Origin of the sequence: Leifsonia sp. Root1293 (genome assembly GCF_001425325.1) — a bacterium.
Lineage (GTDB): Bacteria > Actinomycetota > Actinomycetes > Actinomycetales > Microbacteriaceae > Orlajensenia.
This window is the reverse complement of sequence record NZ_LMEH01000001.1, coordinates 373,996-400,124: the sequence shown is the minus strand read 5'-3', so window position 1 is coordinate 400,124 and position 26,129 is coordinate 373,996. Positions and strand designations below refer to the sequence as shown.

Below are 26,129 nucleotides of genomic sequence, written 5' to 3'. Positions count from 1 at the left end.
GGCGGTCACATCCGGAAGAGGCCGAAGCGCGGCTCGGGAAGCGGCGTGCGCGAGCACACGTCGAGGGCGAGGCCGAGAACAGTGCGGGTGTCGGCCGGGTCGATGATGCCGTCGTCCCAGAGTCGGGCCGTCGAGTAGTAGGGGCTGCCCTGCGTCTCGTACTGATCGCGGATGGGGGCTGTGAACGCGGCCTCGTCGTCGGCCGACCAGTCCTGTCCGCGTGCCTCAAGCTGATCGCGCTTGACCGTGGCGAGCACCGAGGCCGCCTGCGGGCCGCCCATCACGCTGATGCGGGCGTTCGGCCACATCCAGAGGAACCGCGGAGAGTACGCCCGACCGCACATGGAGTAGTTGCCGGCGCCGAAGCTGCCGCCGATCACGACGGTGAGCTTCGGCACGCGCGTCGTGGCGACGGCGGTGACCATCTTGGCGCCGTGCTTCGCGATGCCGCCCGCCTCGGCATCTCGGCCGACCATGAATCCCGAGATGTTCTGAAGGAACACCAGCGGGATGCCGCGCTGGTCGCACAGCTCGATGAAGTGGGCGCCCTTCATGGCCGACTCGCTGAACAGCACGCCGTTGTTCGCGATGATGCCGACGGGGTGCCCGTGGATGCGCGCGAAGCCGGTGACGAGAGTGTCGCCGTACTCCTTCTTGAACTCGTGGAAGGCGGTCGAGGAGTCGGAGTCCGCCGTCGGGGCGTCGATGATGCGGTTGATCACCTCGTGCACGTCGTAGGGCTGCTGCACGTCGACGGGGACCACTGTGGCGAGGTCGGCGGCATCCGTCAGCGGAGGCATCGGCTCGAGCACCGGCCAGGCGGATGCCGCCGGCTGCGGCAGGGTCGCAACGATGTCACGCACGATGGCGAGAGCGTGCTCGTCGTTCTCCGCGAGGTGATCGGTGACGCCCGAGGTGTGGGAGTGCAGCTCACCGCCGCCGAGTTCCTCGGGAGTGACGATCTCGCCGATGGCGGCCTTCACGAGCGGCGGGCCACCCAGGAAGATCGTGCCCTGCCCGCGCACGATGACGGTCTCGTCGCTCATGGCGGGAACGTAGGCACCACCGGCCGTGCACGAGCCGAGCACCGCGGCGATCTGCGGGATGGCGGCAGCCGACATGCGGGCCTGGTTGAAGAAGATGCGGCCGAAGTGGTCGCGATCGGGGAACACCTCGTCCTGCATGGGCAGGAACGCACCGCCGGAGTCGACGAGGTAGATGCACGGCAGGCGGTTCTCGAAGGCGATCTCCTGCGCGCGCAGGTGCTTCTTGACCGTCATCGGGTAGTAGGTGCCGCCCTTGACCGTTGCGTCGTTGGCGATGACCAGCACATGGCGTCCGTGCACGAGCCCGATGCCTGCGATGAGGCCGGCTGCCGGAGTGGCGTCGTCGTAGAGGCCGTCACCGGCGAGCGGCGCGATCTCGAGGAAGGGGCTGCCGTCGTCGAGGAGCCTGTCGACCCTGTCGCGGGGCAGCAGCTTGCCGCGTTCGGTGTGGCGGTCGCGGGAGGCCTGACTCCCGCCCTCGGCCGCCGTGGCCAGGCGGGCGTGCAGCTCGGCGACGAGGGCGTCCAGCGCGGTGGCGTTCGCGGCTGCGCCGGTGGCGGCAGCGGTCGCGGCTGCGGAAGGCGCGGCAGGGGCCGGCGGGGTACTGGGAGCGCTGGTGGGTGGCGGCATCCGGTGGTCTCGTCTCCATCGACGGCGCGGTTCCTTGTGGGCTCCGCGTGCTTTCGGTTAGTGTTCACTAACTGGACTCAACGTTAGCGAGCGTTAACTGAAATGGCAAGCACCCCTCGGCCCGCAGCCTCAACGGACTCGGCCGTCTCGGCGGCCTCGGCGGCCTCCTCGGTCTCACCGGCGTCACCGGCGTCCCCGGCCCCCGTGTCGTCGGGTGCCGTCACCACCGCCGCTGCTGCTCCCACCGAGCGGGCCCGCGCGAAGGCTGACCGCCGCGGCACGCTGCTGGCGGCCGCAGCGGCCCTGTTCGCCGAGCGGGGATTCGCCGGCGTCTCGATCGACGACCTCGGAGCGGCCGCCGGGGTGAGCGGACCCGCGGTGTACAGGCACTTCTCCGGCAAGCAGGCCGTGCTCGCCGCCATCCTCCTCGACGCGAGCACCGGCCTGCTCGAGGGAGGCCGCACCGTGGTGGAGGCAGCCCCCGCCGCGGCCGACGCGCTGGCCGCGCTCGTGCACTTCCATGTCGACTTCGCGCTCGGCAACGCCGACGTCATCCTCGTGCAGGATCGCGACATCGCCAGCCTCGCCGCAGCCGACAGCCACGCTGTGCGCAGCCTGCAGCGTCGCTACGTCGAGCTCTGGGTGGGCGTGCTCGGCCTGCTGCATCCGGCGCGCACGGATGCCGAGCTGCGCGTGCGCGCCCACGCCGCGTTCGGCCTGATGAACTCCACGCCGCACAGCGCCAGGACCGGAACCCGTCAGCCCGCGGATGCAGTGGTGTGCGCTGCGCTGGAGCAGATGGCGCTCGCGTCACTCGAGGCCTAGTCGGCGCGCCCCGCGCACCGCACGTCCGGCGCCCGACGCCGCGCTCCGGCGCCGCGCGATCCTCCCCCACCGCTCGCCACCTGTGGCCACTGGGCGACGGATGCAGCGGCCACAAGTGGCGCGCGGAAGAGAACGCAGCGGCCACAGGTGGCGCGCGGGAGGGAACGCAGCGGCCACAGCTGGCGTGCGGCCGGTGAACCCGGCGCCGACTCAGTCGGCGAGGGCGGCGGCGATGCGGCGCGCTCCGTACTCGAACGCCTGGTCGACGTCTCCGCCGAGGCGGAACGCCCCCGCGAGTTCCATGCTGATGAAGCCGTTCGCCCACGCCGTGATGGTGCGGGCCGCCGGGAGGGCGTCGTCGGCGCCGACCAGGCGCTCGGCGACCATCAGGACCGCCGCGCTCGAACGATCGAGGGCACTCGCGTGGGCGGCATCCGGAACCTCGGCGAAGATCAGCCGGTACTCCGCCGGGTTCTCGCGGGCGAAGGTGCGCATGGTGCGGGCGAGCTCGACCAGGTCGGCGCGGGCGTCGCCCTGGCCCGCTCCCCCACTGGCAGCGAGCGCTGCGTCGACGCGCACGTCGAGATCGTGGAGGGAGGCCTCGACGACGAGGCGCAGCAGGTCGTCGCGTCCGCGCACCCGCTTGTACAGCGACGGCGCGCGTACACCGACGCGCTCGGCGACGGCCTGCATGGTGAGTCCAGACAGGCCGTCGGTCCGCAGGATCGCGCGGCCCGCGGCGATGATGGCCTCGAGCGAGGTGCGGTCGGGGGTCGGCATCCGGTCTCCTTCGGTGAATGGATCGATAGCTATTGACTTTAGCCATCAAGGCTACGTAGCATAGCCATCAGGACGATCATCACACATCCGAAGGGTTCTCAGGACATGCAACTCGCACCATCGCTGCATCGCATCGGCAACGACATCGTCGCCGCATACCTCGTCGACACCGACGACGGCGTGACCATCATCGACGCCGGTCTCCCCGGCCACTGGCGCGAGCTGGAGAAGGAGCTCGCCACGATGGGCCGGAGCATCGGCGACGTGCGCGGACTCGTGCTCACCCACGGCGACAGCGACCACATAGGCTTCGCGGAACGGCTGCGCCGGGAGCAGGGTGTCCCGATCTACGTGCACGAGGCAGACGCGGCGCGTGCCCGCGGCGAGGTCAAGACCAAGCCGGAGTGGGGACGGATGCGGCCGGGCGCCGTGGCGGGATTCTTCGCCTATGCCGCACGCAAGGGCGGGCTGCGCACCACCTACCTGAGCGAGGTAGCGACCATGACCGATGGCGACGTTCTCGACCTGCCCGGCGCACCGCGCATCATCGGCCTCCCGGGACACTCCGCCGGAAGCGTCGCCATTCACGTTCCCACCGTCGGTGCGCTCTTCGTCGGCGACGCCCTCACCACGCGGCACGTGCTCACGGGAAGCCGCGGACCGCAGCCCGCTCCGTTCACCGACGAGCCGGCTCAGGCGATCGAGTCGCTGGCTCGTCTCGAGGGACTCGGCGCCACATGGGTGCTGCCCGGGCACGGGGCGCCCTGGCAGGGCGACAGCGACGAGGCGATCAGGCAGGTGCGGGCAGCCGCATCCGCGGTCGCACCCTGATCGCGCCGCGTCGCCACTCGTGGCCGCTTCGAGGAGCGCCTGGCGGCCACAACTGGCGAGCGGAGGGGTGATCGGCGGCCACACGTGGCGAGGGAGCGGGCGGGCGGGCGGCGCCCAGACCGCGGCGCCGACGCGGGCGCCCTCCTACTCCACCGCTGGCGTCGCTCCCTGCTCCTCGGCGAGAGCCTGGATGCGCTTGGCCAGCCTCACGTCGCGCGCGGTCACTCCCCCGGCGTCGTGGGAACTGAGGTCGAAGACGATCGACCCGTAGCCGACCAGAACGTCGGGATGGTGATCGAGCTCCTCGGCCACCACGGCGACGGCATCGAGAAGTCGCACGGCGCTCGCGAAGTCGGTGGTGGAGAACGACGCCGTCAGGGAGTCGTCCTCATGGGTGAAGGCTGTGCCGTCGAGGTCGGCGGCCGTGTCGGATTCATCGAGGGTTGCCATGCCGCCATCCTCCACCACAGGGGCGTGCGCTGGACAGCGCCATCCACAGCCTGGATCGGGGCGACGGATGCCTCACACCATCGCGAGCACCCGGGCCGGATCTCGCAGCATCGTGCCGATGTCGGCCAGGAACCGCGACCCCTGCTCGCCGTCGACGAGCCGGTGATCGAAGGACAGGCTCAGCGTCATCACGTCGCGGAGCGCTATGCCGCCCTCGTGCTCGCGCGGTTCGCGGCGCACCGCTCCCATCGCGAGGATGGCGGCCTCGCCCGGGTTCAGGATCGGAGTGCCAGCATCGATTCCGAAGACACCGATGTTGGTGATGGAGATCGTGCCGCCGGTGAGACGGGCCGGTTCCGTGCGCCCCTCACGGGCTGTCGCCGTCAGAGTGGCGAGAGCATCGGCGAGCGCCGGCAGAGTGAGACCGTCGGCATCCGGGATGTTCGGCACCACTAGCCCGCGAGGAGTCGCGGCTGCGATGCCCAGGTTGACGTAGTGGTACTCCACGATCTCCTGGGCCACGTCGTCCCAGTGCGTGTTGAGCGACGGGTTGCGTCGCAGGGCGATGCACAGCGCCTTGGCCACGAGCGCCAATATGCCGATGCGGTGTTCGGCGAGCGCCCGATCCTGCTTCAGTCGACCGAGCAATTCCATGGTGGCCGTGACGTCGACCGTGAGGAACTCGGTCACGTGCGGTGCCGTGAACGCGCTCTGCACCATCGCGGCCGCGGTGTGCTTGCGCACGCTGCGGATGGGCGTGCGGGTCTCGCGCACAGCACCGGAACCGTGGTCCGACGAGGGCTCAGGGGCCGGCCGGTCCGGGACGTCGCCGGCCCCTGAGGGCATCGCGGATGCGGCTGCCTCCACATCCTCCCGGGTGATGAGTCCATGATCCCCGGTGCCGGTGAGCCGGTCGAGATCGATGCCGAGATCGTGGGCGAGCTTGCGGACGGGCGGCGTCGAGCGAGGACGATCGGGCCGGAGTGCAGGAGGTGTCGCGGTAGCGGGCGGCTCCGAAGCCAGCGGCTCCGGCGACGTCGCCGGTGCGGACTGCGGGGCGGACTGCGGGGCGGACTGCCCGGCGTCCGTGCGTCGGGCGCGTCGTTGCGGCACGCCGTTCTCGACGCGGGCGCCGTATCCCACCAAGTTCGGCGCCGGTGCGTCCGGAGTGCCTCGAGAAGCGGATCCGGCAGCAGAAGACGCGGCATCCGGAGCCGAATCCGTCGCGCGCGACCCGACGAGTCCGGCCGACGCCTCCACCTCGAACGCGACGATCGGCTCCCCGACGTTCACGGTGACTCCCGGCTCGGCGTACAGCCGCGCGACGATGCCCGCGTATGGCGATGGCAACTCGACGATGGCCTTGGCGGTCTCGACCTCGGCGATCACCTGGTTGAGCGTCACCGTGTCACCGACGCCGACGTGCCAGTTCACGATCTCGGACTCGGTGAGTCCCTCGCCCAGATCGGGCAGGCGGAAGTCCTTGAGAACGCTCACCAGCCCGCCTCCAGCTCGCTCAACGAGTTGCTGCGGCCCAGGGCGCGATCGACGCCGTCGAGGATGCGATCGAGGCCGGGCAGGTGGTGCACCTCGAGCCGCGACGGCGGGTAGGGCACATCGAAGCCCGTCACCCGCACAGGTGCATGCTCGAGGTAGCTGAAGCAGCGCTCGGTGACGCTCGCGGCGATCTCCCCGCCGATGCCGCCCTGCGATCCGGCCTCGTGGGCGATCACGAGGCGGCCGGTGCGACGCACGGACGCCTCGATGGTCGCGTAGTCGACGGGCGCCAGCGAGCGCAGGTCGATGACCTCGAGGGAGATGCCGTCGGCGGATGCCGCCCGTGCTGCATCCGTCGCCGTCTGCACCAGCGGTCCGTAGGCGAGCAGGGTGACGTCATCGCCGGGGACGACGACACGCGCCGACCCCATCGGCTCGGCACTCGACAGTGGGCCGTCGAGCTCGACCGGAGCCTTCTGGTGGTAGCGGCGCTTGGGCTCGAAGTAGAGCACCGGATCGTCGCTGGCGATGGCCTGGCGGATCATCGTGTACGCGTCCTGCGGGTTCGACACTGCGACGACGCGCAGTCCTGAGGTGTGCGTGAAGTAGGCCTCGGGCGACTCGGAGTGGTGCTCCGCGGCGCCGATCCCGCCGCCGAACGGCACGCGGATCGTGATCGGCATGCGCACGGCGCCCTGAGTCCGGTAATGGAGCTTGGCCACCTGCGCCACGATCTGGTCGAAGGCCGGGTAGATGAAGCCGTCGAACTGGATCTCGCAGACGGGCCTGAAGCCCCTGTACGCGAGACCGACGGCGGTGCCGAGGATGCCCGCCTCGGCGAGAGGGGTGTCGACGACGCGACGGGCGCCGAACTCGCGCTGCAGCCCGTCGGTCACGCGGTAGACGCCGCCGAGCGTGCCGATGTCCTCGCCGAGCAGCACCACCCTGTCATCGTCGTGCAGGGCGCGGCGGAGACCTGCGTTGATCGCGTTCGCGAGGGTGAGGGTCTGGGTGTCCACTGGCGCATCGAGCATGGTCATCGGTCCGTCCCTTCGGATGCGGTGGCGGATGCCGTGCTGGATGTCGGCGCGGATGCCGTGCTGGATGTCGACGCGGTCGGGGGTGCCGCGACCGCGCCGGCGGCATCCGCTTCGCCGTCATCGAACATGGCCAGGTAGCGCGTGTACTGGTCGCGCTCCCTGTCGATGGTCGTGTTCGGCTCGGCGTAGACGTTGTCGAACACCGTGAGAGCGGCGGGGTCGCGGAGCGCTATGCAGGCCGACCGCAGCTCCATGGCGACGGCGTCGGCCTTCTCGGCGACGGCGGCCACGCCGGCGTCGTCGAGGATGCCGACCTCGGTGAGGAAGGCCGCGAAGCGCGCGATCGGATCTTTCGCCCGCCACTCCTCGAGCTCGCCCTGGGGGCGGTACCGCGTGGGGTCGTCGGCCGTCGTGTGCGGACCCATGCGATACGTCACAGCCTCGATGAACGTGGGGCCACCACCCGTGCGCGCCCGGTCGAGCGCCACGCGGGTCGCGGCCATCACGGCGAGCACGTCGTTCCCGTCGACGCGCAGGCTCGGGATGCCGAACCCCGGCGCCCTGTCGGCGATGCTGCGCTGGGCCTGGAGGCCGACGGGCTCGGAGATCGCCCACTGGTTGTTCTGGCAGAAGAAGATGACGGGTGCCCTGAAGCTGGCGGCGAAGACCAGGGCCTCGTTCACGTCGCCCTCGCTCGTGGCGCCGTCGCCGAAGTAGGCGATGGCCGCTGCATCGTCGCCGTCGTTCTGGATGCCCATGGCGTAGCCGACGGCGTGCAGGGTCTGCGCTCCGATGATCACCTGGGGCGCGGCCATGTTCACGTCGTACGGGTTCCAGCCCGAGGCCGCCACCCCGCGCCAGACCGGTGTCACCTGCGCAGGCTTCACTCCCCGGCAGTAGGCGACACCGTGCTCGCGGTAGCTCGAGAAGACGAAGTCATCGTGGCGGAGCGCACGGCCGGAGCCGATCTGCGCGGCCTCCTGGCCGAGCACCGGCGGCCAGAGCCCGAGTTCGCCCTGACGCTGCAGGGCCGTGGCCTCGGCATCCGTTCTCCGGATGACGACCATGTCCTCGTAGAGTCCGAGGAGTTCGGTCGGGGTGAGGGAGGCGACCCACGGGTCGAAGACCGGGTTCTGACGCCGAGCGCCCGTGGGGGTGATGAGCTGCACCATCGCATCGGAGGCCATGGGGCCCGCGTCGGTGAGTGGCGGAAGTGACTGGTGGATCGTCATCGTCTGCGCAACCTTCTCTGTCGCGACCGCGAACGGCGAGCCTCGTGAGCTCTGCCGATCGACCATCCGCGACACTGCGGGTGGTGCTTCAAAGATAAGCCCAGTGAGCATCCGGCACAATCACCGGCACCGTCGTTGAGCATGTTGCACTATCCGCACCCGGATGCCGCTGCTATCGTTGCGCATCATGCAACCGATCGACGCCACCGACGTGCACCTGCTCCGCGCCCTCAGCGACGACCCGAGGGCCACTGCCGTCGCGCTCGCCGACAGGCTGGGACTCTCGCGGAACACCGTGCAGACACGCCTGGCGCGACTGGGCACCTCCGGCGTGCTCCAGTCGCTCGAACGCCGCATCGACGCGACAGCCCTGGGCTACCCGCTGTCGGCCTTCATCGCGGTGCACGTGCAGCAGAAGTCCCTCGGCGCCATCGTCGATGCCGTCGCGGCGATACCCGAGGTCATCCAGGCCCACGGACTGAGCGGACAGATCGACCTCCTGGTGCAGGTGGTGTGCACCGATGCGGAGCACCTGTTCCGGATCGACGGCGAGATTCTCGCGATCGACGGGGTGGAACGCACCGAGACCAGCCTGTCGATGGGCGAACTGGTGCCGTTCAGGCTGCGCCCTCTGCTGGACCGCGCCGTGGAGTGAGGGCACCGGCCTCGAAACCGACGTTCACGAGGGTCGGCGACGCCGAGTACGAAGATCGCGCGGGTGCGCCGCCTGCACACCCGCGCGAACTCCGTTCTCGGCGAGCGTCGACCACCTCCTCGCCACCCGTGCGGTGAGGTCATCGCCGCAATGCAAACGGATGCTTGCAAATGGTTCTTTGCAAGCGTATCTTTGCATCATGACCGAGCCAGAGAACGAGGGCCAGCAGCGCAGCGCGGCGGCGAGCAGCACCCAGCACCCCGGGCGCGACGCCGTGCTCGATGCGACCGCTCTGCGGGCACTGGCGCATCCGCTTCGGGTGCGCATCCTCGACGAACTGTCGGCTTACGGTCCCCTCACCTCCAGCGGTCTGGCGACGCGCATCGGCGAGTCCAGCGGCGTGATGAGCTACCACTTGCGGCAGCTCGAGAAGGCAGGGCTCGTGCGCGAGGACGAGAGCCTGGGGACCGCCCGCGAGCGCTGGTGGGAGCGTCGTCCCGGGTCGATCGCCACGCCAGAACCGAGCGAGTTTCCGCCCGCGAGCCCCGAACGCCTCGCCACCCAGCTCATCACCGATGAATGGATGCGCTCCCGTGAAGCGAACTTCCACGAGTACCTCGCCGAGGGTGAGAGCGTCTTCGGTCAGGAGTGGCTGAGCATCGCGGCGAGCGACACCACCAACCTCAGACTCACCCCCGAGCAGCTGCACCAGCTCGTCGTCGATTTCGACACCGTGCTGTGGAAGTACATCGACGCCTACAAGCAGAACCCCTCCCCCGGCTCGCGCCCCGTGCAGATCCACGTGAACGCCTTTCCGCTGGTGCGGGGAGAACCGACGGGGCCCGACGGCAGCACCGCGCCCCGGCGACAGGGCAGTGGCTCGACCCAGAACACCCAGAACACCCAGAACACCGATAACACCCAGGACACCCAGGCACCGGGACAGGAGAAGCAATCATGACCACCGCATCCGCATCGAGAACGAACACCGACGTCAGCCTCCCCGGTGTGCTCGCCGGCCTCGCCGTCAGGGTCGGCCGCACGCTCGAGGTCTGGGGGCGCCGCCACGCATCACGCCTGAACGACCGGGAACGGATGCTGCGCACCCTGCACGACCAGCGCATGGCGCAGGCCGCGCTCGACGAGCGCGACGCCCTCATCCGGTCGTCGACGTTCCTGCCCCTCGGCTGAGAACCGACGCCCCAGAACGCGAAAATGCCCGCTTCCATCACGGAAGCGGGCATTCGCGTCGTCTCAGTTGAGACGGGTGGGACTACACCTCGATGTCGGCGCCTTCAGCGGGCTCGACCGGGCCGGCGCTGTGCGCAGCGCTGCCCTCGGTGTCGGCGTCCTCGGCCACGACGGGCGCGAGGGAGAGCTTTCCACGGTCGTCGATCTTCGTGATCTCCACGAGGATCTTCTGGCCGACGCCCAGCACGTCTTCGACGTTCTCGACGCGCTTGCCACCGGCGAGCTTGCGGACCTCGCTGATGTGCAGCAGGCCGTCCTTGCCGGGGAGAAGCGAGACGAACGCACCGAATGCCGCGATCTTGACGACGGTTCCGAGGAACTGCTCGCCGACCTCGGGGTTGGTGGGGTTCGCGATCGCGTTGACCTGGGCACGAGCGGCCTCGGCCGACGGTCCGTCGACGGCGCCGATGTAGACGGTGCCGTCCTCCTCGATGGAGATGTCGGCGCCGGTCTCGTCCTGGATGGCGTTGATCGTCTTGCCCTTCGGGCCGATCAGCTCGCCGATCTTGTCGACGGGGATCTGCACGCTGATCACGCGGGGCGCGGTCGGTGCCATCTCGTCGGGAGCGTCGATCGCCGCGTTCAGAACCTGGAGGATCGTCGTGCGGGCATCCTTCGCCTGCTTGAGGGCTGCGGCGAGAACCGATGCCGGGATGCCGTCGAGCTTGGTGTCGAGCTGGATGGCCGTGACGAACTCGCTGGTACCGGCGACCTTGAAGTCCATGTCGCCGAGAGCGTCTTCAGCACCGAGGATGTCGGTCAGGGCGGCGTAGCGCGTCTGGCCATCGACGGTGTCGGAGATGAGGCCCATCGCGATGCCGGCGACGGGAGCCTTGAGGGGCACACCGGCGTTCAGCAGCGAGAGGGTGGAGGCGCAGACGGAGCCCATCGACGTCGACCCGTTGGAGCCGAGAGCCTCGGACACCTGGCGGATGGCGTAGGGGAACTCCTCGCGCGACGGCAGCACGGGCACGAGGGCGCGCTCGGCGAGTGCGCCGTGCCCGATCTCGCGACGCTTCGGCGACCCGACTCGGCCGGTCTCACCGGTCGAGTAGGGCGGGAAGTTGTAGTTGTGCATGTAGCGCTTCTTGGTGACCGGGCCGAGCGAGTCGATCTGCTGCTCGAGCTTCAGCATGTTCAGCGTGGTGATGCCCATGATCTGGGTCTCTCCGCGCTGGAAGATGGCCGAACCGTGAACGCGCGGGATGACGGCGACCTCGGCGTCGAGCGGGCGGATGTCCGCCAGGCCACGGCCGTCGATGCGCACACCCTCGTTGAGAACGCGCGAGCGCACGACGAGCTTGGTGACCGACTTGTAGGCGGCGCTCACCTGGTTGTTGGCGGAGGCATCGAGCTCTCCGGCCTCGACCTTGGCGGCGATGGCCTCCTTGACGCGGCCCTTGAGCTCGTCGTCGGCGTTCTGGCGCGTGGTCTTGTCGGCGATCTGGTAGATCCCCTTGAGCTCCTCGTAGGCGATCTCAGCGACGGCGTCGTAGGTCTCCTGCGCGTAGGGCGGGAACAGCTTGAAGTCTGCGGTGGGCTTCGACGCCTGGGCGGCGACGGATGCCTGAGCTGCGACGAGCTGCTTGATGAACGGCTTCGATGCCTCGATGCCCTCGGCGATGACCTCTTCGTTCGGCTTGATGGCGCCGCCCTGGATGAGGTTCCACGAGTTGTCGGTGGCCTCGGCCTCGATCATCATGATCGCGACGTCGTCGTTGCCGGCGGCATCCGTGATTACCCGACCGGCGACGACCATGCTGAACACGGCCTCCTCGAGAAGCGAGTGCTTCGGGAAGGCGACCCACTGGCCGCCTCCGTGCTCACCGGGAACGAGGGCGACGCGAACGCCACCGATCGGGCCGGAGAACGGCAGGCCGGCGATCTGGGTCGACATGGAGGCCGCGTTGATGGCGAGCACGTCGTAGAGCTCGTCGGGCGCGATGGCGAGAACGGTCACGACGACCTGGATCTCGTTGCGGAGGCCGTCGACGAACGACGGACGCAGCGGGCGGTCGATCAGGCGGCAGGTGAGGATCGCCTCGGTCGAGGGACGACCCTCGCGACGGAAGAACGATCCCGGGATGCGGCCGGCGGCGTACATGCGCTCTTCGACGTCGATCGTGAGCGGGAAGAAGTCGAAGTTGTCCTTCGGCTGCTTGGAGACGCTGGTCGCCGAGAGCAGCATGGTCTCGTCGTCGATGTAAGCGGCTGCAGACCCCTGGGCCTGCTGGGCGAGACGGCCGGTCTCGAAGCGGATGGTGCGGGTGCCGTACTTGCCATTGTCGATGACAGTTTCGGCGAACGTGATTTCAGGACCTTCCAAGAGGTCTTCTCCTTTGTTTTACGTCGCAAGCCCCGTGTGGGCACGACTCATACTCCGGAGCAGGGGAACAGGCAGAACTAAGGGGCTCATGTGAGATCCTCGTGCTGGCCACCAGTAGAAGTCCACCATGCGCACGCCTCGAGTGAGGCGGGATGGTAATCCACCACAGGGGACCAGCTTCTGCCAGCCTGCTCCGTCAGTGCTCGATATTGAGTTGTCCGTTCTCGCATCCGTACAACGGATGACTCGTGCCAGATGGCAGTCGGAACGGGCGGCAACCCTCGAGCTACCGGATCAACTCTAACAGAGGGGCCTGTCGAACCCTCACGAGGCCAGGCGGCGCGTCCGCTGAGCCTCGGAGACCGCCCGCCTGTCCCGGCTGATGCGCCGCGCCTTGGGCCAGCTGAGCACCAGGCCGAGCAGCACGCCGAGAATCGTTCCAGCGGTGTTGGTGAGAACGTCGCGCACGTCGGCGACCCGGCTCGGCAGGAACTCCAACTGGAAGTACTCGATGCCGACGGAGAACAGTGCGCCGGCGATGATGGCCACGAACCACAGCCTGCGACCGAACAGCAGCACGAAGAACAGGCCGACGGGCACGAACATCACGACATTCGCGGCAGCCTCGACCCTGTCGAAGGTGATCCAGTCCGTGGCGTCGTGGCGGGCGAAGAAGTCGAGGAAGCGCTCGAGCACGCTCGCGGTGCGTCCGTCGTACGGCTGCGGCGTGAGCGTGACCCAGCCGACGAAGGCGAGGTAGGCGACGGTCAGGATCCCGAGGACGGGATGGCGATGCAGCATCCGTTCATCCTGTCGCAGTCGGGCTGGGAACTCCCCCGGCGACCGTTGCGCATCGCCGCCAGCGCCTGTCGCGTCGGTGACGGCCCTGTCTAGACTGGCCCCATGAGTACCGAAGACGACTCCACCACGCAGGGCGCCCCGAGCGCCTCGGACGAGACGAAGCGCAAGTTCCGCGAGGCCCTCGACAAGAAGAACAGCCAGGCCAAGAAGGCCAGCGGCGAGGCTCACCTCGACGGCCACTCGGCCGTCACCCACACGCACGGCAACGCCGACACCCGCCAGGAGTTCCGCCGCAAGAGCGGCTGATCGCCTCGACACGAACAGCAGAACGCCCCGGCTCCCTTCCTAGAGCCGGGGCGTTTTCGTCGTCTGCCGCCCGTGCGCCATTTTCCGGGTGATTGCGCCGCATCGGGTGGCGCAACTGCCCGCGAAATGGCGTGGGCCTGCGTCCGGTCAGGCCGCGCTGAAGCCGCCGGTCACGCTGAAGGAGGAGTCCAGAGCGAACGGGTCGCGGATCTGCTGCGACCGGTCGGAGACGGCCACCAGCGCAGCCAGCTCGCCGGCCGCACGCTCGATGCGCGAGGTGAGGGCTCCGACCGAATCGGTGGCGCTCCCCCAGTCCTCGGCTGCGGCGTACACGCCGGTCGGAACCGCGACGGCGTGCAGGTAGCTGAACAGCGGGCGCAACGCGTGCTCGATGGCCAGCGAGTGCCGAGCGGTGCCACCGGTGGCTCCGAGGAGCACCGGCATCCCGTCGAGGGACTTCGGGTCGAGCACGTCGATGAACGACTTGAACATGCCGCTGTACGAGCCCGAGAAGATGGGCGTCGCCACGATGAGGCCATCGGCGTGCGTCACGTCCTCGATCACGCTCTCGAGCTTGGGGCTCGGGAAGCCGGTGATCAGGTTGTTCGTCACATCCTTCGCGACATCACGGAGCTCGACGATCGTCAGGTCGACGTCGACTCCGTGCACGTCGCGCAGTCGCGCGACGACGGCATCCGTCAGCCGGTCGGCGAGCAGACGAGTCGACGACGGCTGGCTGAGGCCGGCGGCGAGCACTGTGAGCTTGCGAGTGATCATGATCAGGCTCCCTTGCTGACGAGGCCGAAGGCCGCGCCGGACCTCTGGGTGGACTCGGATGCATCGGCATCGCGGGCCGCGATGCGCTCGGCGTTGCGCTTGGCGACGAGGCTCGCGTGGGTGGGGCCGTCCGGCACGTGGGCCGGGCGCTTGGCGTCGAGCTCCTTGCGGAGCACCGGCACCACTTCGCCGCCCAGGATCTCGAGCTGCTCGAGCACGGTCTTCAGCGGCAGGCCGGCGTGGTCCATGAGGAACAGCTGGCGCTGGTAGTCGCCGTAGTACTCGCGCATGGCCATGTAGCGGTCGATGACCTGCTGGGGGCTGCCGACGGTGAGGGGCGTCATCTCCGTGAACTCCTCGAGGCTCGGTCCGTGGCCGTACACCGGGGCGTTGTCGAAGTAGGGGCGGAACTGGTCGACCGCGTCCTGCGAGTTCTTCGCCATGAAGACCTGTCCGCCGAGGCCCACGATCGCCTGGTCCGCGCTGCCGTGGCCGTAGTGCTCGAAGCGCTGACGGTACAGCGCGATGAGGCGCATGTAGTGCTCCTTCGGCCAGAAGATGTTGTTGGCGAAGAAGCCGTCACCGTAGAACGCGGCCTGCTCGGCGATCTCGGGCGAGCGGATGCTGCCGTGCCAGACGAACGGCGCGACGCCGTCGAGGGGGCGCGGCGTGGACTGAAAGCCCTGCAGCGGGGTGCGGTACTTGCCCTGCCAGTCGACGAAGTCCTCGCGCCACAGCTTCTGCAGCAGGGCGTAGTTCTCGAGGGCGAGGTCGATGCCGTCGCGGATGTCCTTGCCGAACCAGGGGTAGACGGGTCCGGTGTTGCCGCGGCCCATGGTGAGGTCGACGCGACCGTCGGCCAGGTGCTGGAGCATCGCGTAGTCCTCGGCGATCTTCACCGGGTCGTTCGTCGTGATGAGGGTCGTGGCCGTGGAGAGCAGGAGGGTCTCGGTCTGCGCCGCGATGTAGGCGAGTGTCGTCGTGGGCGACGAGGAGAAGAACGGCGGGTTGTGGTGCTCGCCGAGCGCGAAGACGTCCATCCCGACCTCTTCGGTCTTCTTGGCGATCTCCACGATCGCCTTGATGCGCTCGCCCTCGGTCGGGGTGCGTCCCGTGGTGGGGTCCTGGGTGACGTCGCTCACCGTGAAGATTCCGAATTGCATTTCGTGGCCTCCTGGCCTTCTTCTCGACTTCTTTTCCATGCATTTGCATGTACATCGGATCAAACCGTACCTCGGGGAAATCTATTCCCGTAGGCGTTGGCCCTGTTCCCGCGACGCGACGACGCGTAGCGTCTGAGGCACCGTCGCCTTCGAAAGGGGTCTCATGCCGACAATCGCCGACACCATGGTGAAGATCATCCAGGATGCAGGAGTCGAGCGGGTCTACGGGCTCCCGGGAGACTCGCTCAACGGCTTCACCGACGCACTGCGGCGTGCCGGCACCGTCGCCTGGCAGCATGTTCGCCATGAGGAGGCGGCAGCCTTCGCCGCTGCGGCCGAGGCCGCGATCACCGGCGAACTGGCCGTCTGCGCCGGCAGCTGCGGCCCGGGCAACCTGCACCTCATCAACGGGCTGTACGACGCCAACCGCTCGCGCGTTCCCGTACTGGCCATCGCGGCGCAGATACCGGCATCCGAGATCGGCAGCACCTACTTCCAGGAGACGCATCCGCAGGACCTGTTCCGCGAGTGCAGCGTCTACACGGAGCTCGTGAGCGTGCCGGAGCAGCTTCCCCGAGTGCTCGAGATCGCCATGCGCACGGCTCTCGAACGGCGGGGCGTCGCCGTGGTCGTCGTCCCCGGCGAGATCTTCCTGCAGCAGGATGCCGGACGCCGCCCGTCGGCGCCCATCCGCACCATTCCCCGACGGATGCTGCCCACCGAGGAGTCCCTCGCATCCGCCGCCGAGGTCTTGAACACCGCCAGGAAGGTGACGATCCTCGGAGGCGCCGGTGTCGAAGGCGCCCACCCGCAGCTCCTCGCCATCGCGGAGAGACTGCGGGCTCCGGTCGTGCACGCCATGCGCGGCAAGGAGTTCATCGAGTACGACAATCCCTACGACGTGGGCATGACAGGACTGCTCGGATTCGCCTCTGGCTACCGGGCGATGGAGAGCTGCGACGCCCTGCTCATGCTCGGCACCGACTTCCCGTATCCGCAGTTCTACCCGGGCAAGGCGAAGATCGTGCAGGTCGACATCCGCGGAGAGCAGCTCGGACGGCGCACCCCCATCGACGTGGGCCTCGTCGGAACCGTCGCAGACACCGTCGACGCCCTGCTCCCGTTGCTCGAGGCGAAGACCAGCTCGAAGCACCTCGACTCGTCCACGGCGCACTACGCGAAGACCAGGAAGGGGCTCGACGACCTGGCGACCAACGACCGGAACCGTGAGCCGATCCATCCGCAGTACGTCGCCAGGTTGGTGAGCGACCTGGCGAGCGAGGACGCCGTGTTCATCCCGGATGTCGGATCCCCCGTCGTCTGGGCGGCTCGCTACCTGAAGATGAACGGGAAGCGCCGGCTCATCGGGTCGTTCGCGCACGGCACCATGGCCAATGCGCTGCCGCACGCGATCGGCGTGCAGTCGATCGATCGCGGGCGCCAGGTGATCGCGTTGTCGGGCGACGGCGGGCTGGCGATGCTGCTCGGAGAGCTGCTCACGCTCCGACAGAACAAGCTTCCGGTGAAGATCATCGTCTTCAACAACTCCTCGCTGAACTTCGTCGAACTGGAGATGAAGGCAGCGGGCTTCGTGAACTTCGGCACCGGGCTCGAAAACCCGAACTTCGCCGACGTGGCGAACGCCGTCGGCATCCACGGGCAGCGGGTGGAGAAGCCGGACGACCTCGAAGCAGCTCTGCGCGCCGCCTTCGCGCACGACGGGCCAGCGCTCGTCGACGTCGTGACGGCCCGTCAGGAGCTGTCGATCCCGCCGACCATCACCGCGGCGCAGGCCAAGGGCTTCACCCTCTACGCCCTCCGCACGATCATGTCGGGCCGCGCGGACGAGCTGGTCGACCTGGCGGACACGAACGTGTTCCGACGGCTGTTCGACTGACGCTTCCCGGCCCCTGGATGCGCCGGAAACCGCCGGTAAACTTGAGGGCATGGCTACCGTCAACCTGACCATGGACACCTTCGAGAAGACCATCACCGATGGCGGCATCGTGCTGATCGACTACTGGGCCGAGTGGTGCGGCCCCTGCCGCCAGTTCGGACCGACCTTCGAGGCGGCATCCGAGAAGCACACCGACATCACCTTCGCCAAGGTCGACACCGAGGCGGAGCGCGAGATCGCGGGCGGCATGGGCATCCAGTCCATCCCCACGCTGATGGCGTTCAAGGACGGCGTCGGAGTCTTCTCGCAGGCCGGCGCACTGCCCCCGGCAACGCTCGACGACCTCATCGAGCAGGTGCGCGGCCTCGACATGACCGCGGTGCACGAGCAGATCGCCGCCGAGGAGAAGGCTCTGCAGGAGGCGCAGAACCCCGAGGCCTGAGCCCGGCCGCTCCTTCGCCCCCACCTGGAAAGCGAGGAGATTCTCCGTCTGAGGCGTGATTCGCACACCGGATCGCCGCTTGCCGGAGAATCTCCTCGCTTTGTGGTTCCCCGGGAAGCGCCTACTCGCCGAGGGCCGCCGGGAGACCGCTCACGTCGAGGTCGACGCTGAACGGCTGCTGGGATCCGAGGATGACGGCGGGAACCTCGACGTAGCGGCCATCGTCTCGGAGCGCACCAAGCTGGTCGCGCCAGCGCTCGTCGGCGGCATCGGGCAGGAAGCCCGCATGGCGGATCTCGCCGGCAGCCAGCAGCTGAACGCCGATGCGGTAGCGCCGGGACAACCAGCGGCTGGCCCGCGGCACCAGCACTGCCCGCACCGCCTCACCGCCACGCGAGCGCACGATGTCGATGGCCGACTGGTGCCTGCCCGCGTCGGCCACCGTCACGGTCGGGTTGGTCTCTGACGGGACGTGCTCCGCCGGCACGATGGTGATGTCGGCGAGGCTGCGCAGGTTGCCGGCGGGGTCTGGATTCAGCCGCGACCGTCGCCCGTACGACACGAACGCCACCAGGAAGAACACCGTCGCCGCCGCGGCGAACACGGCCGCGATCCAGAACGCGACCGGAGCCCCCTGGGGATCGAGCGACCCGGCCAGCACCACGAGCACGATCAGCAGGATGTAGGCGAACGGCTCCCAGTGGAGCAGCGACTTGTTGCGGGGTTCAGACACGCCCTCAACGGTATCGCGGATGACGGTGGGCCCCGCGCGGGCCGGTCAGCGCCAGCGATCGAGCCGCGAGGCGACCTCCTCGAGAACAGCCTCGGAGCCGGCGTAGAGCCCGTTCTCCCGTGGCCAGTGCGTCATGAAGTCGGTGAAGCCCAGCTCCGACGCGCGCCCGACGGCGTCCTCGAAGGCGTCGACGCTCTCGAGCGCGAACTTCGTCTGCGAGTCGAACAGCAGCGACCGGTCGATGGATGCCGGGTCTCGCCCTTCCTCCTCGCACGCGACGGCAAGCCGGTCCGAGAGCTCGCGGAGTCGCCCCCACCACAGCTCGATCGTGTCGGCGTCTCCCCCGGTGGTCACCCAGCCCTGGCCGAACCTGGCCGCCAGCCTGAGCGCCCGCGGACCATCGGCTGCGACGAGGAACGGCATCCGCGGCTCCTGCGCCGGTCCGCCGACCATGCGGGCGTCGACGGCCGTGTACCAGCCGCCCGAGAAGGAGATGCCCGCCGTTCCCGGTTCGGCCACGGCGGGGTCGATGACGTCGTCGGCCGGCATGGAGCCGTCGATGGGGGCATCGGCGACGGCGGGCGTCAGCGGCTCGAACCGCAGCAGGGTGTCGAGCGCCTCGGTGAACTCGGCGAAGCGCTCGTAGCGCTCACGCGGGAGCAGCCCGGCCTGGCCGAGCACGAAGGCGTCGAAGCCCGTTCCGCCCGATCCGAGGCCGAGGATGACGCGCCCGGCCGAGATCTGGTCGACAGTGGCGATGTCTTTGGCGAAGGGCACCGGATGCCTGAAGTTGGGTGAGGCGACGAAAGTTCCGAGCCGGATGCGCTCGGTGACCATCGCCGCGGCGGTGAGGGTGGGGACCGTCGCGTGCCAGCGTTCGCCCGCGAGTCCACGCCAGGACAGGTGGTCATAGGTCCAGGCGTGGTCGAAGCCGAGCTCTTCGGCGCCGCGCCAGTAGCGGACGGCCTCCGGCCAGTCGTGTTGGGGCAGAATGACGATTCCGAAGCGCATGGCTCGAGTTTAGGGACGCCTGCAGACACTCGGCGCCGGGCACCGAGGGGGCGGCATCCGCACCCCGGACATGACGAACGGGCCGCCACCCGAAGGTGACGGCCCGTTCGCAAGAAGTTCGCGTTGTCAGCGAAGAGTTGCCTAGCGGCGCAGTCCGAGACGCTCGATGAGCGTGCGGTAGCGCGTGATGTCCACGTCGGAGAGGTATCCGAGCAGACGGCGACGCTGGCCCACCAGGAGAAGCAGTCCACGACGCGAGTGGTGGTCGTGCTTGTGCTCCTTGAGGTGCTCGGTGAGATCCTTGATCCGCTTGGTCATCAGAGCGATCTGGACCTCGGGGGATCCGGTGTCACCGGGGTGGGTTGCGTACTCTTCGATGATCGCCTTCTTGACGTCTGCATCCAGTGCCATAGGTTGATCCCCTTATCTCTTCATTGCGCGGTGCCCGTGGCCGAATGCCCGAGCTCTCTTTATCCGCGGCCGTTCTGACGGCAACCTGAAGAGTCTACCAGAGCACCGCCGGCTCGACCGACACGGTGAGGAGAGTGCAGCGGCGATCGCGATGAACGGCACTGCCGCTGCCGAGGGCCGCCGAGCAGCTATCGACGGTCGCCGAGGGCAAGGTAGTTGTCTAGACGCACGATGAAGTCCTTGCTCGGAACGTAGCTCGGATCGGCGACGGCCTTCTCGTATTCCTGCTCGCACTCGTCGATGGCGCTGTCGATCGCGAGCTCGTCCATCGCGTTCACCTGCACCTGGTCGAGGGCCACGAGGATCCCGATCGCTCGATTGATGGATTCGGCTCCGGCGAACGCATAGTCCTTCATGGGGGTCCCTTCGAGAATGTCTCCCCAGCGTATCGACAGTGAGCGGTGTCGCTCGTCTGGTTGGCCGCGCCGCAGGTGCTCGAGTCGCCGAGCCGCCGCTGGTCGAGTAGCCCGCGACGAAGGAGCCGGCGTATCGAGACCACCGCCATCGGGAGCAGGGTCGCTCGTGATGGTGGTCTCGATACGCGTCCTCGCTGCGCTCAGTCGCTACTCGACCAGCGGAACGTGGTCTCGATACGCGTCCTCGCTGCGCTCGGCCGCTACTCGACCGGCGGGCGGAAGGCGGTCGCTACTCGACCAGGGGGCGGAAGGCGGCCCGACGCCGTCGGACGACGAGCAGCGCGACACCGATCGACAGCAGGGCGCCGGCGAGCATCGCTGCTCCCCCGGCGTCGGATCCCGTCGAGGCCAGCGTGCTCGGAGTCGCGGCATCCGGATCGCCTGAACCGTCGGCCACAGCGGCCGCCGTGATCGTGATGTCGGTCCAGCCGATGAGCTCACCGTTCGCGTCCGTCACGGCGATGCGATGCGCGCCGGCCACGGTGTCGACGGGGATCGTGATGGTCACGGTTCCCGCGACGCCGACCTGGATACGCCCGACGTGCCGCGGCGTCGAGTACAGCCAGACGTCGACCTTCTCCCCCGCGTGCTCCGTGCCGACCGACACCGTGAAGCGCTGTCCTGCGAGCGCTCCGGATGCCGTGGACACCGATCCGCGGTTCGCCTCGGTGAGCTGGTCACCGGGGATCGGGGTCGGGACGCCCGGCGTCACCGGGTCAGTGGGATCCGTGGGATCCGTGGGATCCGTGGGATCCGTCGGGTCCGTTGGGTCGGTCGGATCGGTCGGACCCGTGGGATCGGTCGGATCAGTCGGATCGGTCGGATCCGTCGGATCGGTCGGGTCGACCGGCAGCACCGTGCAGTCGATGGTGCCAGCGCGCAGCGCGTGGCCATCTGTCGCCGCATCGTCGGCGTAGTAGACCGGCTTGGATCCGTTCACGCACTGCGACTGGGGCATCACGACGAAGCCCTCGTTGTTGAGGTTCGGCATGCCCGCCGGTCGCTCGTAGGCTGCGACGCCCACGAACCTGCCGTCGTCGACGCCAGACTGCGCGATGTCGAGCAGGATGCTGCGCCCCTGGCAGGTGTCGTCGCAGACCGCCCACACCGCGCTCTTCTCGGCGTCGAAGCCGAGCTCCATGACGCTGGTCAGGCCGCTCGCGAACGATGCGACTCGCGTGAATGCTCCCGTGGTCTGGTCGAGGGCGTAGGCGTAGACCGCTCCGGCCGTCTCGACGCCGACGAGGAACAGGCCGCCCGTGTGGTCGGGGTAACGCGCGGGGTCGTACAGTGCGCCGGTGCTCTGATCGAGCAGTCCGCGCGCCGTGAGCCACGCATCCGGAACCCACGTCACCGCCTCGAAGCCGGCATTGGCGCCGACGGCGGGCAGGTCGGCGGTGAGGTTCCACTCGTGCGTCGCGGTGAGAGAGGTCGCGCTTCCGGACACGTCGTACTTGAGAACCGAGAGGCGGCTGACGGCGTTGCTCGCGTTGTTGCGCTCCGAGGCGACGAACACGCCACCGGATGCTCCGGCCCCCGTGATCGTGACGCCTTCGGCATCGACGTCGCCGGTACCGTCCGGGTAGTGCAGGGCCTTGCCGCCGGACCAGCCGTCGGTCGTGATCGGAGCCCAGACGCTGCCGTCCCAGGCGAGGTTGTAGAGCGCTCCGGGGCCGTTCTTCGCGGCCCAGAGAGTGCCGGCCGAGGCGGCGGAACCGGTCTGCTCGTGCACGAGTCCGCTCATGTTGCCGCCGAGCACGCCTACGACATCCGCCGTGGTGACGGATGCTCCGCCCGGCCAGGCGTCGACGGGCGCGCTCACGACACAGGAGTTGGCTACATCGCGCGTGGGGTCAGCGGTCGTGATGAACTCGCCGGTGCCATCGGGGCAGCGTCCGTAGCTCGTGGGGGCGTGGGTGGTCCAGCTGTAGGAGTCGATGACGGTGCCGCGGTCGGCGGAGAGCAGCCTCGCCGAGTCTGCGCCGCCGAGTCCGAAGGAGGGCTCCGTCGCGAAGGAGACGTAGCCGTTGGCAGGAAGCAGGGTTCCCGCCGGAATGACGAGCTCGTGGCTCGGGTCGTTGTCGGTGAGCACGAGGCCCGAGATGTCCGCCGGAGCTCCGATGTTGCGCAGCTCGATCCAGTCGCCGTCGACTCCGCTCGATTCGACCTCGTTGATGCGCACGGCGACACTGCAGTCGTTCACGGCGCCCTTGGTGACGGACGAGGTGGCGACGATGGCGCCGCTCCCGTCGGGGCAGCGGCCGAGGCTGGCGGCGGCGTGGTTCGTCCAGGAGTGGCTGTCGACGAGCGTGGTGCCGTCGGGAGCGTAGAGGCGAGCGGTCTCGGGGGCGCCCAGGCCCCAGGGAAGAGCGTCGACCACGAGCAACCCGTGAGCCGCGATCACCGATCCGTCGGGGATTACGAAGAAGTCGTGCGCGTCGTCGCCGTCCTTGAACCTGTAGCCGGAGGCATCGAGCGCGGCATCCGAGGTGTTGATGAACTCCACCCAGTCGTCGGGGTTCGATTCGATCTCGTTGATGCGCAGGGCGGATGCCTCCGCCGGCGGAGTCGTCGGGGTGGGCGTCGGGGTGGGCGTCGGAGTCGGCGTCGGGGTGGGCGTCGGCGTTCCGGCGCCGCAGTCGTTGGCGGCTCCCTTCGTGACCGACGCCGTCGTGGTGAAGTCACCCGTCGCGTCGGCGCATCGTCCGTAGGTGGTTCCGACGGCGTGGGCGGCCCAGGTGTAGGAGTCGATGAGCACGCCGTCGGCCGTGAAGAGGCGTGCGGAGTCGGCCTTGCCGAGACCGAACGACGGGTCGACGTCGAGCGCGAGGAAGCCGCCGGCCGCGATGGTCGAACCGCTCGGGATGACGAAGGCGTGGGTGTCGTCGTTGTCCTTGAGCACGAGGCCGGAGGCGTCGACAGATGCCGCGCTCGGGTTCGCGAGCTCGATCCAGTCGCCGGGGGTTCCGCCGTCGGACTCCACCTCGTTGATGCGCAGCTCGGTCGCGGTCGGAGCCGCTGCGGCAGCATCGGCCTGACCGAGCGCCGCCGTGAGAGGTGCCGCCAGCACCAGGGAGGTGAGCAGGGCCGCAGTCGCAGCCCGCCAGGTCGTTCGCATTCGTGTCTGCCCTTCGCACGCGTGGAAGTGGCCGCACGCGCGGCCCGGATCAGACTGGCGGGCGCCCGCGAACGCGGGGTGAACGCGGGGCGAACGGATGCCGCCCGACCCGCGGCCGCCCTCGCGACGCCGGCTGCCGCATCCGTACCGCCGCCGTGCAGGCATCCGTTTACAGGACGGTGGCGAGGAAGACCCCATCACGGCGCTCAGCCGCGTCCTGATCCTGTGAACGCGCCGGCGGACGCCACCGGCGGCAGAACGGCGGCGGCAGGACGGCGGCAGCACGACAGTCAGGTCAAAGCAGGAAGATCGGCAGCGCTCCCGGGTTGTGCGCGTGCACGATGACCAGGAAGACGACGAGGTCGAAGAGCAGGTGCACCGTGATGACGTAGCCCAGGGAGCGGGTCAGGGAGAAGGTGTAGCCCTGCAGCAGCGCGAACGGGAAGGTGAGCAGCGGACCCCAGCTCTGGTAGCCGAGCTCCCACAGGAACGACACGAAGATGACGGCCTGCAGCAGGTTCGCCTGCCAGTTGGGGAAGTGCCGGCGCAGGAGCGTGAACACCACGCAGATGAAGAACAGCTCGTCCCAGATGCCGACCGCGTTCACTCCGACGAGGAGCCTGGCGATCGCATCCGGTTCCGTCACGGTCGGCCAGTTCGTGTACACCCCCGACGTGATGAAGTAGAACGGGAGAATGGTCCAGCCGAGCACCAGCACGAGGATCAGGTAGAACCACTGCGCCCGAGTCCACCGGCCCCCTCCGCGCCACGGGAACCTGATGGCCCGCTCACGGTAGACGTAGCGCGAGACCAGGTAGGGAACGGCCACGGCGAGGGCGAGCACCGTGCCCATGCGCACCATGTTGATGTAGCTGATGTCGGCGGCGAGCGAGATCGTCGAGATGATGACCAGCCCTGCGGCGATGAGGGCGAGGTCGCGCAGCAGCGATCGATCGACGACGGCGGCGATGATCAGCCCCACGGCGAGCAGCGCGTAGCCGATCCAGATGATCTGCACGCCGAAGAGCATCACGGCGGCTGCGCAGACGAACAGCGTCGGCACCAGCTTCCACGACAGGCGCGGAAGAGCGGGTGCGTCCGTGGTGCTGGCGGCGATGCTCGGCATGGGGAGAGTCTACGAAACGCGGCGATCCGCTCGTGCCCCTCCCCTGTCCGAGGGCCGGGTTAGGCTCGCAGCATGATCCGGGGGAACGACACACACGACTGCATCCGTTCGCATGCGACGACGGATGCCGAGGGCCGCTGTGCCGTCGGAATCCACACCGGTGACCCCGGCGAGCGCGACGGCGCCGGCACTCGGCGGCATCACTCCATCGTGCCGCCGTACCTGCTCGCGGCCATCGCCGCCACCGACGACCCGCGCTTCCAGAACGCATCGCAGGCCGCGAAGATCTCTCTCGTGCGCGACGGCGTGCGCTTCGACGAGCCGAACCCCCTCACCCGCAATCCGCAGCCCAGGTCGGCTCGACAGCGGTCGGCGACGCCTGGGCTGCCCCAGCGCACGATCTCCGACGCGCAGGGGCGGGAGACCCTTCCGGGCGAGGTCGTGCGCCGCGAGGGCGAGCCGGCGACAGCCGATGTGAGCGTGAACGAGGCCTACGACGGCCTCGGCGCCACCTACGAACTGTTCTGGGATGTCTTCGCGCGCGATTCGATCGACGGCAAGGGCCTGCCCCTCGACGCCACGGTGCACTACGGCGATCAGTACGACAACGCGTTCTGGGACGGCGAGCGGATGGTGTTCGGCGACGGCGACGGCGAGGTCTTCACGCGGTTCACGATCGCACTCGACGTGATCGGGCACGAGCTCACCCACGGTGTCACCCAGTTCACGGCGAACCTGGTCTACGAGGGCCAGTCCGGAGCGCTCAACGAATCGGTCAGCGACGTCTTCGGCTCTCTCGTCGCCCAGTTCGCCAAGCGCCAGACGGCGGAGCAGGCCAGCTGGCTCATCGGCGAGGGGCTCTTCACCGACGAGGTGCAGGGCATCGCGCTGCGCTCACTGAAGGCGCCGGGAACGGCGTACGACGATGACGTGCTCGGAAAAGACCCGCAGCCGTCGCACATGCGCGACTACGACAACACCACGGCGGACAGCGGCGGGGTGCACATCAACTCGGGCATCCCCAACCACGCGTTCTATCTCGTCGCAACGGCCATCGGCGGCGCGGCCTGGGAGAAGGCCGGCCAGATCTGGTACGACGCCCTCACCGGAGACGACCTCGCCGCCCGCGCCGACTTCTCCCGCTTCGCGAAGGTGACGACGGATGCAGCGGCTCGGCGCTATGGCGACGACGCAGCCGAGACCGACGCCGTGCGCGCCGCCTGGCTCGCCGTGGGCGTGGTGGCCGACAAGTAGGCCGCTCCCCTGCGATACCTCGGGCAGACCCTTCGGGCGGTCGCTCCGCTC

At 68.8% G+C, this 26,129-nt stretch carries 25 protein-coding genes; 9 read left to right on the top strand and 16 right to left on the bottom strand.

The genetic code is table 11. The features are described 5' to 3' along the window. Nucleotides 1–5 precede the first annotated feature (5 nt). Nucleotides 6–1,676 carry a carboxyl transferase domain-containing protein gene (locus ASC59_RS01800; protein ID WP_055817826.1) on the bottom strand — a complete coding sequence of 557 codons (1,671 nt, stop codon included), beginning with the start codon at nucleotides 1,674–1,676 and terminating at the stop codon, nucleotides 6–8. Nucleotides 1,677–1,778: 102 nt separating this feature from the next. Between ASC59_RS01800 and ASC59_RS01795 the strand changes: the two genes are divergently transcribed. Beyond that, the gene (locus ASC59_RS01795) at nucleotides 1,779–2,501 is read left to right on the top strand and encodes a TetR/AcrR family transcriptional regulator (protein ID WP_082513334.1); all 723 of its coding nucleotides are present in this window, start codon (nucleotides 1,779–1,781) and stop codon (nucleotides 2,499–2,501) included. Nucleotides 2,502–2,711: 210 nt separating this feature from the next. On the opposite strand, the gene ASC59_RS01790 is transcribed toward ASC59_RS01795, so the two are convergent. Further along, nucleotides 2,712–3,281, bottom strand: a complete 570-nt coding sequence (locus ASC59_RS01790; protein WP_055817824.1) for a TetR/AcrR family transcriptional regulator — start codon at nucleotides 3,279–3,281, stop codon at nucleotides 2,712–2,714. A gap of 105 nt (nucleotides 3,282–3,386) precedes the next feature. Between ASC59_RS01790 and ASC59_RS01785 the strand changes: the two genes are divergently transcribed. Further along, on the top strand, nucleotides 3,387–4,112 hold the full coding sequence (locus ASC59_RS01785; RefSeq protein ID WP_055817822.1) for an MBL fold metallo-hydrolase: 726 nt from the start codon (nucleotides 3,387–3,389) through the stop codon (nucleotides 4,110–4,112). Between the two features lie 144 nt (nucleotides 4,113–4,256). On the opposite strand, the gene ASC59_RS01780 is transcribed toward ASC59_RS01785, so the two are convergent. From ASC59_RS01780 to pdhA, 4 genes are all read right to left on the bottom strand, one after another. Next, complete coding sequence (locus ASC59_RS01780) at nucleotides 4,257–4,562, bottom strand: 4a-hydroxytetrahydrobiopterin dehydratase (protein WP_055817820.1); 306 nt, start codon at nucleotides 4,560–4,562, stop codon at nucleotides 4,257–4,259. Nucleotides 4,563–4,634: 72 nt separating this feature from the next. After that, nucleotides 4,635–6,062: a dihydrolipoamide acetyltransferase family protein gene (locus ASC59_RS01775; RefSeq protein ID WP_055817818.1), complete on the bottom strand. Its 1,428-nt coding sequence runs from the start codon at nucleotides 6,060–6,062 to the stop codon at nucleotides 4,635–4,637. Then, the gene (locus ASC59_RS01770; RefSeq protein WP_055817816.1) at nucleotides 6,056–7,093 is read right to left on the bottom strand and encodes an alpha-ketoacid dehydrogenase subunit beta; all 1,038 of its coding nucleotides are present in this window, start codon (nucleotides 7,091–7,093) and stop codon (nucleotides 6,056–6,058) included. The genes ASC59_RS01775 and ASC59_RS01770 overlap by 7 nt, the downstream gene beginning before the upstream one ends. A gap of 2 nt (nucleotides 7,094–7,095) precedes the next feature. Continuing rightward, entirely contained in the window at nucleotides 7,096–8,331 is a 1,236-nt protein-coding gene (pdhA, locus tag ASC59_RS01765; protein ID WP_082513572.1) for a pyruvate dehydrogenase (acetyl-transferring) E1 component subunit alpha, read from the bottom strand. A gap of 187 nt (nucleotides 8,332–8,518) precedes the next feature. On the opposite strand from pdhA, the gene ASC59_RS01760 reads away from it, so the two are divergent. The 3 genes from ASC59_RS01760 to ASC59_RS01750 all read left to right on the top strand — a co-directional run bounded on the left by ASC59_RS01760 (nucleotide 8,519) and on the right by ASC59_RS01750 (nucleotide 10,177). Next, nucleotides 8,519–8,986, top strand: a complete 468-nt coding sequence (locus ASC59_RS01760; RefSeq protein WP_055822637.1) for an Lrp/AsnC family transcriptional regulator — start codon at nucleotides 8,519–8,521, stop codon at nucleotides 8,984–8,986. Nucleotides 8,987–9,185: 199 nt separating this feature from the next. After that, a complete protein-coding gene (locus ASC59_RS01755) occupies nucleotides 9,186–9,947 on the top strand; it encodes a winged helix-turn-helix domain-containing protein (RefSeq protein ID WP_055817814.1) in 762 nt (253 codons plus the stop codon). Next, nucleotides 9,944–10,177 carry a hypothetical protein gene (locus ASC59_RS01750; protein ID WP_055817812.1) on the top strand — a complete coding sequence of 78 codons (234 nt, stop codon included), beginning with the start codon at nucleotides 9,944–9,946 and terminating at the stop codon, nucleotides 10,175–10,177. The genes ASC59_RS01755 and ASC59_RS01750 overlap by 4 nt, the downstream gene beginning before the upstream one ends. Before the next feature lie 82 nt (nucleotides 10,178–10,259). On the opposite strand, the gene ASC59_RS01745 is transcribed toward ASC59_RS01750, so the two are convergent. After that, nucleotides 10,260–12,563, bottom strand: a complete 2,304-nt coding sequence (locus ASC59_RS01745) for a polyribonucleotide nucleotidyltransferase (RefSeq protein ID WP_055817810.1) — start codon at nucleotides 12,561–12,563, stop codon at nucleotides 10,260–10,262. 324 nt (nucleotides 12,564–12,887) lie between these two features. Then, nucleotides 12,888–13,364: a VanZ family protein gene (locus ASC59_RS01740; RefSeq protein WP_055817807.1), complete on the bottom strand. Its 477-nt coding sequence runs from the start codon at nucleotides 13,362–13,364 to the stop codon at nucleotides 12,888–12,890. A gap of 102 nt (nucleotides 13,365–13,466) precedes the next feature. On the opposite strand from ASC59_RS01740, the gene ASC59_RS01735 reads away from it, so the two are divergent. Next, complete coding sequence (locus tag ASC59_RS01735) at nucleotides 13,467–13,670, top strand: DUF5302 domain-containing protein (RefSeq protein WP_055817804.1); 204 nt, start codon at nucleotides 13,467–13,469, stop codon at nucleotides 13,668–13,670. A gap of 147 nt (nucleotides 13,671–13,817) precedes the next feature. Here the strand turns inward: ASC59_RS01735 and ASC59_RS01730 are convergent, their stop codons facing one another. Together ASC59_RS01730 and ASC59_RS01725 are read right to left on the bottom strand one after the other, a co-directional pair. Further along, nucleotides 13,818–14,447, bottom strand: a complete 630-nt coding sequence (locus ASC59_RS01730; protein WP_055817802.1) for an FMN reductase — start codon at nucleotides 14,445–14,447, stop codon at nucleotides 13,818–13,820. Between the two features lie 2 nt (nucleotides 14,448–14,449). Next, the gene (locus tag ASC59_RS01725) at nucleotides 14,450–15,610 is read right to left on the bottom strand and encodes an LLM class flavin-dependent oxidoreductase (protein WP_055817800.1); all 1,161 of its coding nucleotides are present in this window, start codon (nucleotides 15,608–15,610) and stop codon (nucleotides 14,450–14,452) included. Nucleotides 15,611–15,773: 163 nt separating this feature from the next. Here ASC59_RS01725 and poxB point away from each other — a divergent pair, with 163 nt between their 5' ends. Continuing rightward, nucleotides 15,774–17,507 carry a ubiquinone-dependent pyruvate dehydrogenase gene (poxB, locus tag ASC59_RS01720; RefSeq protein WP_055817798.1) on the top strand — a complete coding sequence of 578 codons (1,734 nt, stop codon included), beginning with the start codon at nucleotides 15,774–15,776 and terminating at the stop codon, nucleotides 17,505–17,507. 49 nt (nucleotides 17,508–17,556) lie between these two features. Continuing rightward, the gene (gene trxA, locus ASC59_RS01715) at nucleotides 17,557–17,949 is read left to right on the top strand and encodes a thioredoxin (RefSeq protein WP_055817797.1); all 393 of its coding nucleotides are present in this window, start codon (nucleotides 17,557–17,559) and stop codon (nucleotides 17,947–17,949) included. A 121-nt stretch (nucleotides 17,950–18,070) separates the two neighbouring features. On the opposite strand, the gene ASC59_RS01710 is transcribed toward trxA, so the two are convergent. From ASC59_RS01710 to ASC59_RS01685, 6 genes are all read right to left on the bottom strand, one after another. Next, nucleotides 18,071–18,682, bottom strand: coding sequence for a hypothetical protein (locus ASC59_RS01710; protein WP_055817795.1), 612 nt, complete (start codon nucleotides 18,680–18,682; stop codon nucleotides 18,071–18,073). 45 nt (nucleotides 18,683–18,727) lie between these two features. Beyond that, nucleotides 18,728–19,693, bottom strand: a complete 966-nt coding sequence (locus tag ASC59_RS01705) for an LLM class flavin-dependent oxidoreductase (protein ID WP_055817793.1) — start codon at nucleotides 19,691–19,693, stop codon at nucleotides 18,728–18,730. A 141-nt stretch (nucleotides 19,694–19,834) separates the two neighbouring features. After that, a complete protein-coding gene (gene rpsO, locus ASC59_RS01700) occupies nucleotides 19,835–20,104 on the bottom strand; it encodes a 30S ribosomal protein S15 (RefSeq protein ID WP_055817791.1) in 270 nt (89 codons plus the stop codon). 188 nt (nucleotides 20,105–20,292) lie between these two features. After that, the gene (locus ASC59_RS01695; RefSeq protein WP_055817789.1) at nucleotides 20,293–20,520 is read right to left on the bottom strand and encodes a hypothetical protein; all 228 of its coding nucleotides are present in this window, start codon (nucleotides 20,518–20,520) and stop codon (nucleotides 20,293–20,295) included. Nucleotides 20,521–20,809: 289 nt separating this feature from the next. Continuing rightward, complete coding sequence (locus tag ASC59_RS17430) at nucleotides 20,810–23,698, bottom strand: lamin tail domain-containing protein (protein WP_200942287.1); 2,889 nt, start codon at nucleotides 23,696–23,698, stop codon at nucleotides 20,810–20,812. Nucleotides 23,699–23,993: 295 nt separating this feature from the next. After that, the gene (locus tag ASC59_RS01685) at nucleotides 23,994–24,824 is read right to left on the bottom strand and encodes a CPBP family intramembrane glutamic endopeptidase (RefSeq protein WP_055817787.1); all 831 of its coding nucleotides are present in this window, start codon (nucleotides 24,822–24,824) and stop codon (nucleotides 23,994–23,996) included. Nucleotides 24,825–24,896: 72 nt separating this feature from the next. Here ASC59_RS01685 and ASC59_RS01680 point away from each other — a divergent pair, with 72 nt between their 5' ends. After that, a complete protein-coding gene (locus ASC59_RS01680) occupies nucleotides 24,897–26,078 on the top strand; it encodes a M4 family metallopeptidase (protein ID WP_082513332.1) in 1,182 nt (393 codons plus the stop codon). Nucleotides 26,079–26,129 lie beyond the last annotated feature (51 nt).

Excerpts from the sequence above, each read along its gene's own strand:
- ASC59_RS01795 (WP_082513334.1), top strand. The coding sequence starts at position 1,779 with ATGGCAAGCACCCCTCGGCCCGCAGCCTCAACGGACTCGGCCGTCTCG.
- rpsO (WP_055817791.1), bottom strand. The coding sequence starts at position 20,104 with ATGGCACTGGATGCAGACGTCAAGAAGGCGATCATCGAAGAGTACGCA.
- ASC59_RS01780 (WP_055817820.1), bottom strand. The coding sequence starts at position 4,562 with ATGGCAACCCTCGATGAATCCGACACGGCCGCCGACCTCGACGGCACA.
- ASC59_RS01750 (WP_055817812.1), top strand. The coding sequence starts at position 9,944 with ATGACCACCGCATCCGCATCGAGAACGAACACCGACGTCAGCCTCCCC.
- ASC59_RS01785 (WP_055817822.1), top strand. The coding sequence starts at position 3,387 with ATGCAACTCGCACCATCGCTGCATCGCATCGGCAACGACATCGTCGCC.
- ASC59_RS01790 (WP_055817824.1), bottom strand. The coding sequence starts at position 3,281 with ATGCCGACCCCCGACCGCACCTCGCTCGAGGCCATCATCGCCGCGGGC.
- ASC59_RS01760 (WP_055822637.1), top strand. The coding sequence starts at position 8,519 with ATGCAACCGATCGACGCCACCGACGTGCACCTGCTCCGCGCCCTCAGC.
- ASC59_RS01735 (WP_055817804.1), top strand. The coding sequence starts at position 13,467 with ATGAGTACCGAAGACGACTCCACCACGCAGGGCGCCCCGAGCGCCTCG.
- ASC59_RS01800 (WP_055817826.1), bottom strand. The coding sequence starts at position 1,676 with ATGCCGCCACCCACCAGCGCTCCCAGTACCCCGCCGGCCCCTGCCGCG.
- ASC59_RS01770 (WP_055817816.1), bottom strand. The coding sequence starts at position 7,093 with ATGCTCGATGCGCCAGTGGACACCCAGACCCTCACCCTCGCGAACGCG.
- ASC59_RS01695 (WP_055817789.1), bottom strand. The coding sequence starts at position 20,520 with ATGAAGGACTATGCGTTCGCCGGAGCCGAATCCATCAATCGAGCGATC.
- pdhA (WP_082513572.1), bottom strand. The coding sequence starts at position 8,331 with ATGACGATCCACCAGTCACTTCCGCCACTCACCGACGCGGGCCCCATG.
- ASC59_RS01725 (WP_055817800.1), bottom strand. The coding sequence starts at position 15,610 with ATGCAATTCGGAATCTTCACGGTGAGCGACGTCACCCAGGACCCCACC.
- ASC59_RS01685 (WP_055817787.1), bottom strand. The coding sequence starts at position 24,824 with ATGCCGAGCATCGCCGCCAGCACCACGGACGCACCCGCTCTTCCGCGC.
- ASC59_RS01755 (WP_055817814.1), top strand. The coding sequence starts at position 9,186 with ATGACCGAGCCAGAGAACGAGGGCCAGCAGCGCAGCGCGGCGGCGAGC.
- poxB (WP_055817798.1), top strand. The coding sequence starts at position 15,774 with ATGCCGACAATCGCCGACACCATGGTGAAGATCATCCAGGATGCAGGA.
- ASC59_RS01730 (WP_055817802.1), bottom strand. The coding sequence starts at position 14,447 with ATGATCACTCGCAAGCTCACAGTGCTCGCCGCCGGCCTCAGCCAGCCG.
- ASC59_RS17430 (WP_200942287.1), bottom strand. The coding sequence starts at position 23,698 with ATGCGAACGACCTGGCGGGCTGCGACTGCGGCCCTGCTCACCTCCCTG.
- ASC59_RS01680 (WP_082513332.1), top strand. The coding sequence starts at position 24,897 with ATGATCCGGGGGAACGACACACACGACTGCATCCGTTCGCATGCGACG.
- ASC59_RS01740 (WP_055817807.1), bottom strand. The coding sequence starts at position 13,364 with ATGCTGCATCGCCATCCCGTCCTCGGGATCCTGACCGTCGCCTACCTC.
- ASC59_RS01705 (WP_055817793.1), bottom strand. The coding sequence starts at position 19,693 with ATGCGCTTCGGAATCGTCATTCTGCCCCAACACGACTGGCCGGAGGCC.
- trxA (WP_055817797.1), top strand. The coding sequence starts at position 17,557 with ATGGCTACCGTCAACCTGACCATGGACACCTTCGAGAAGACCATCACC.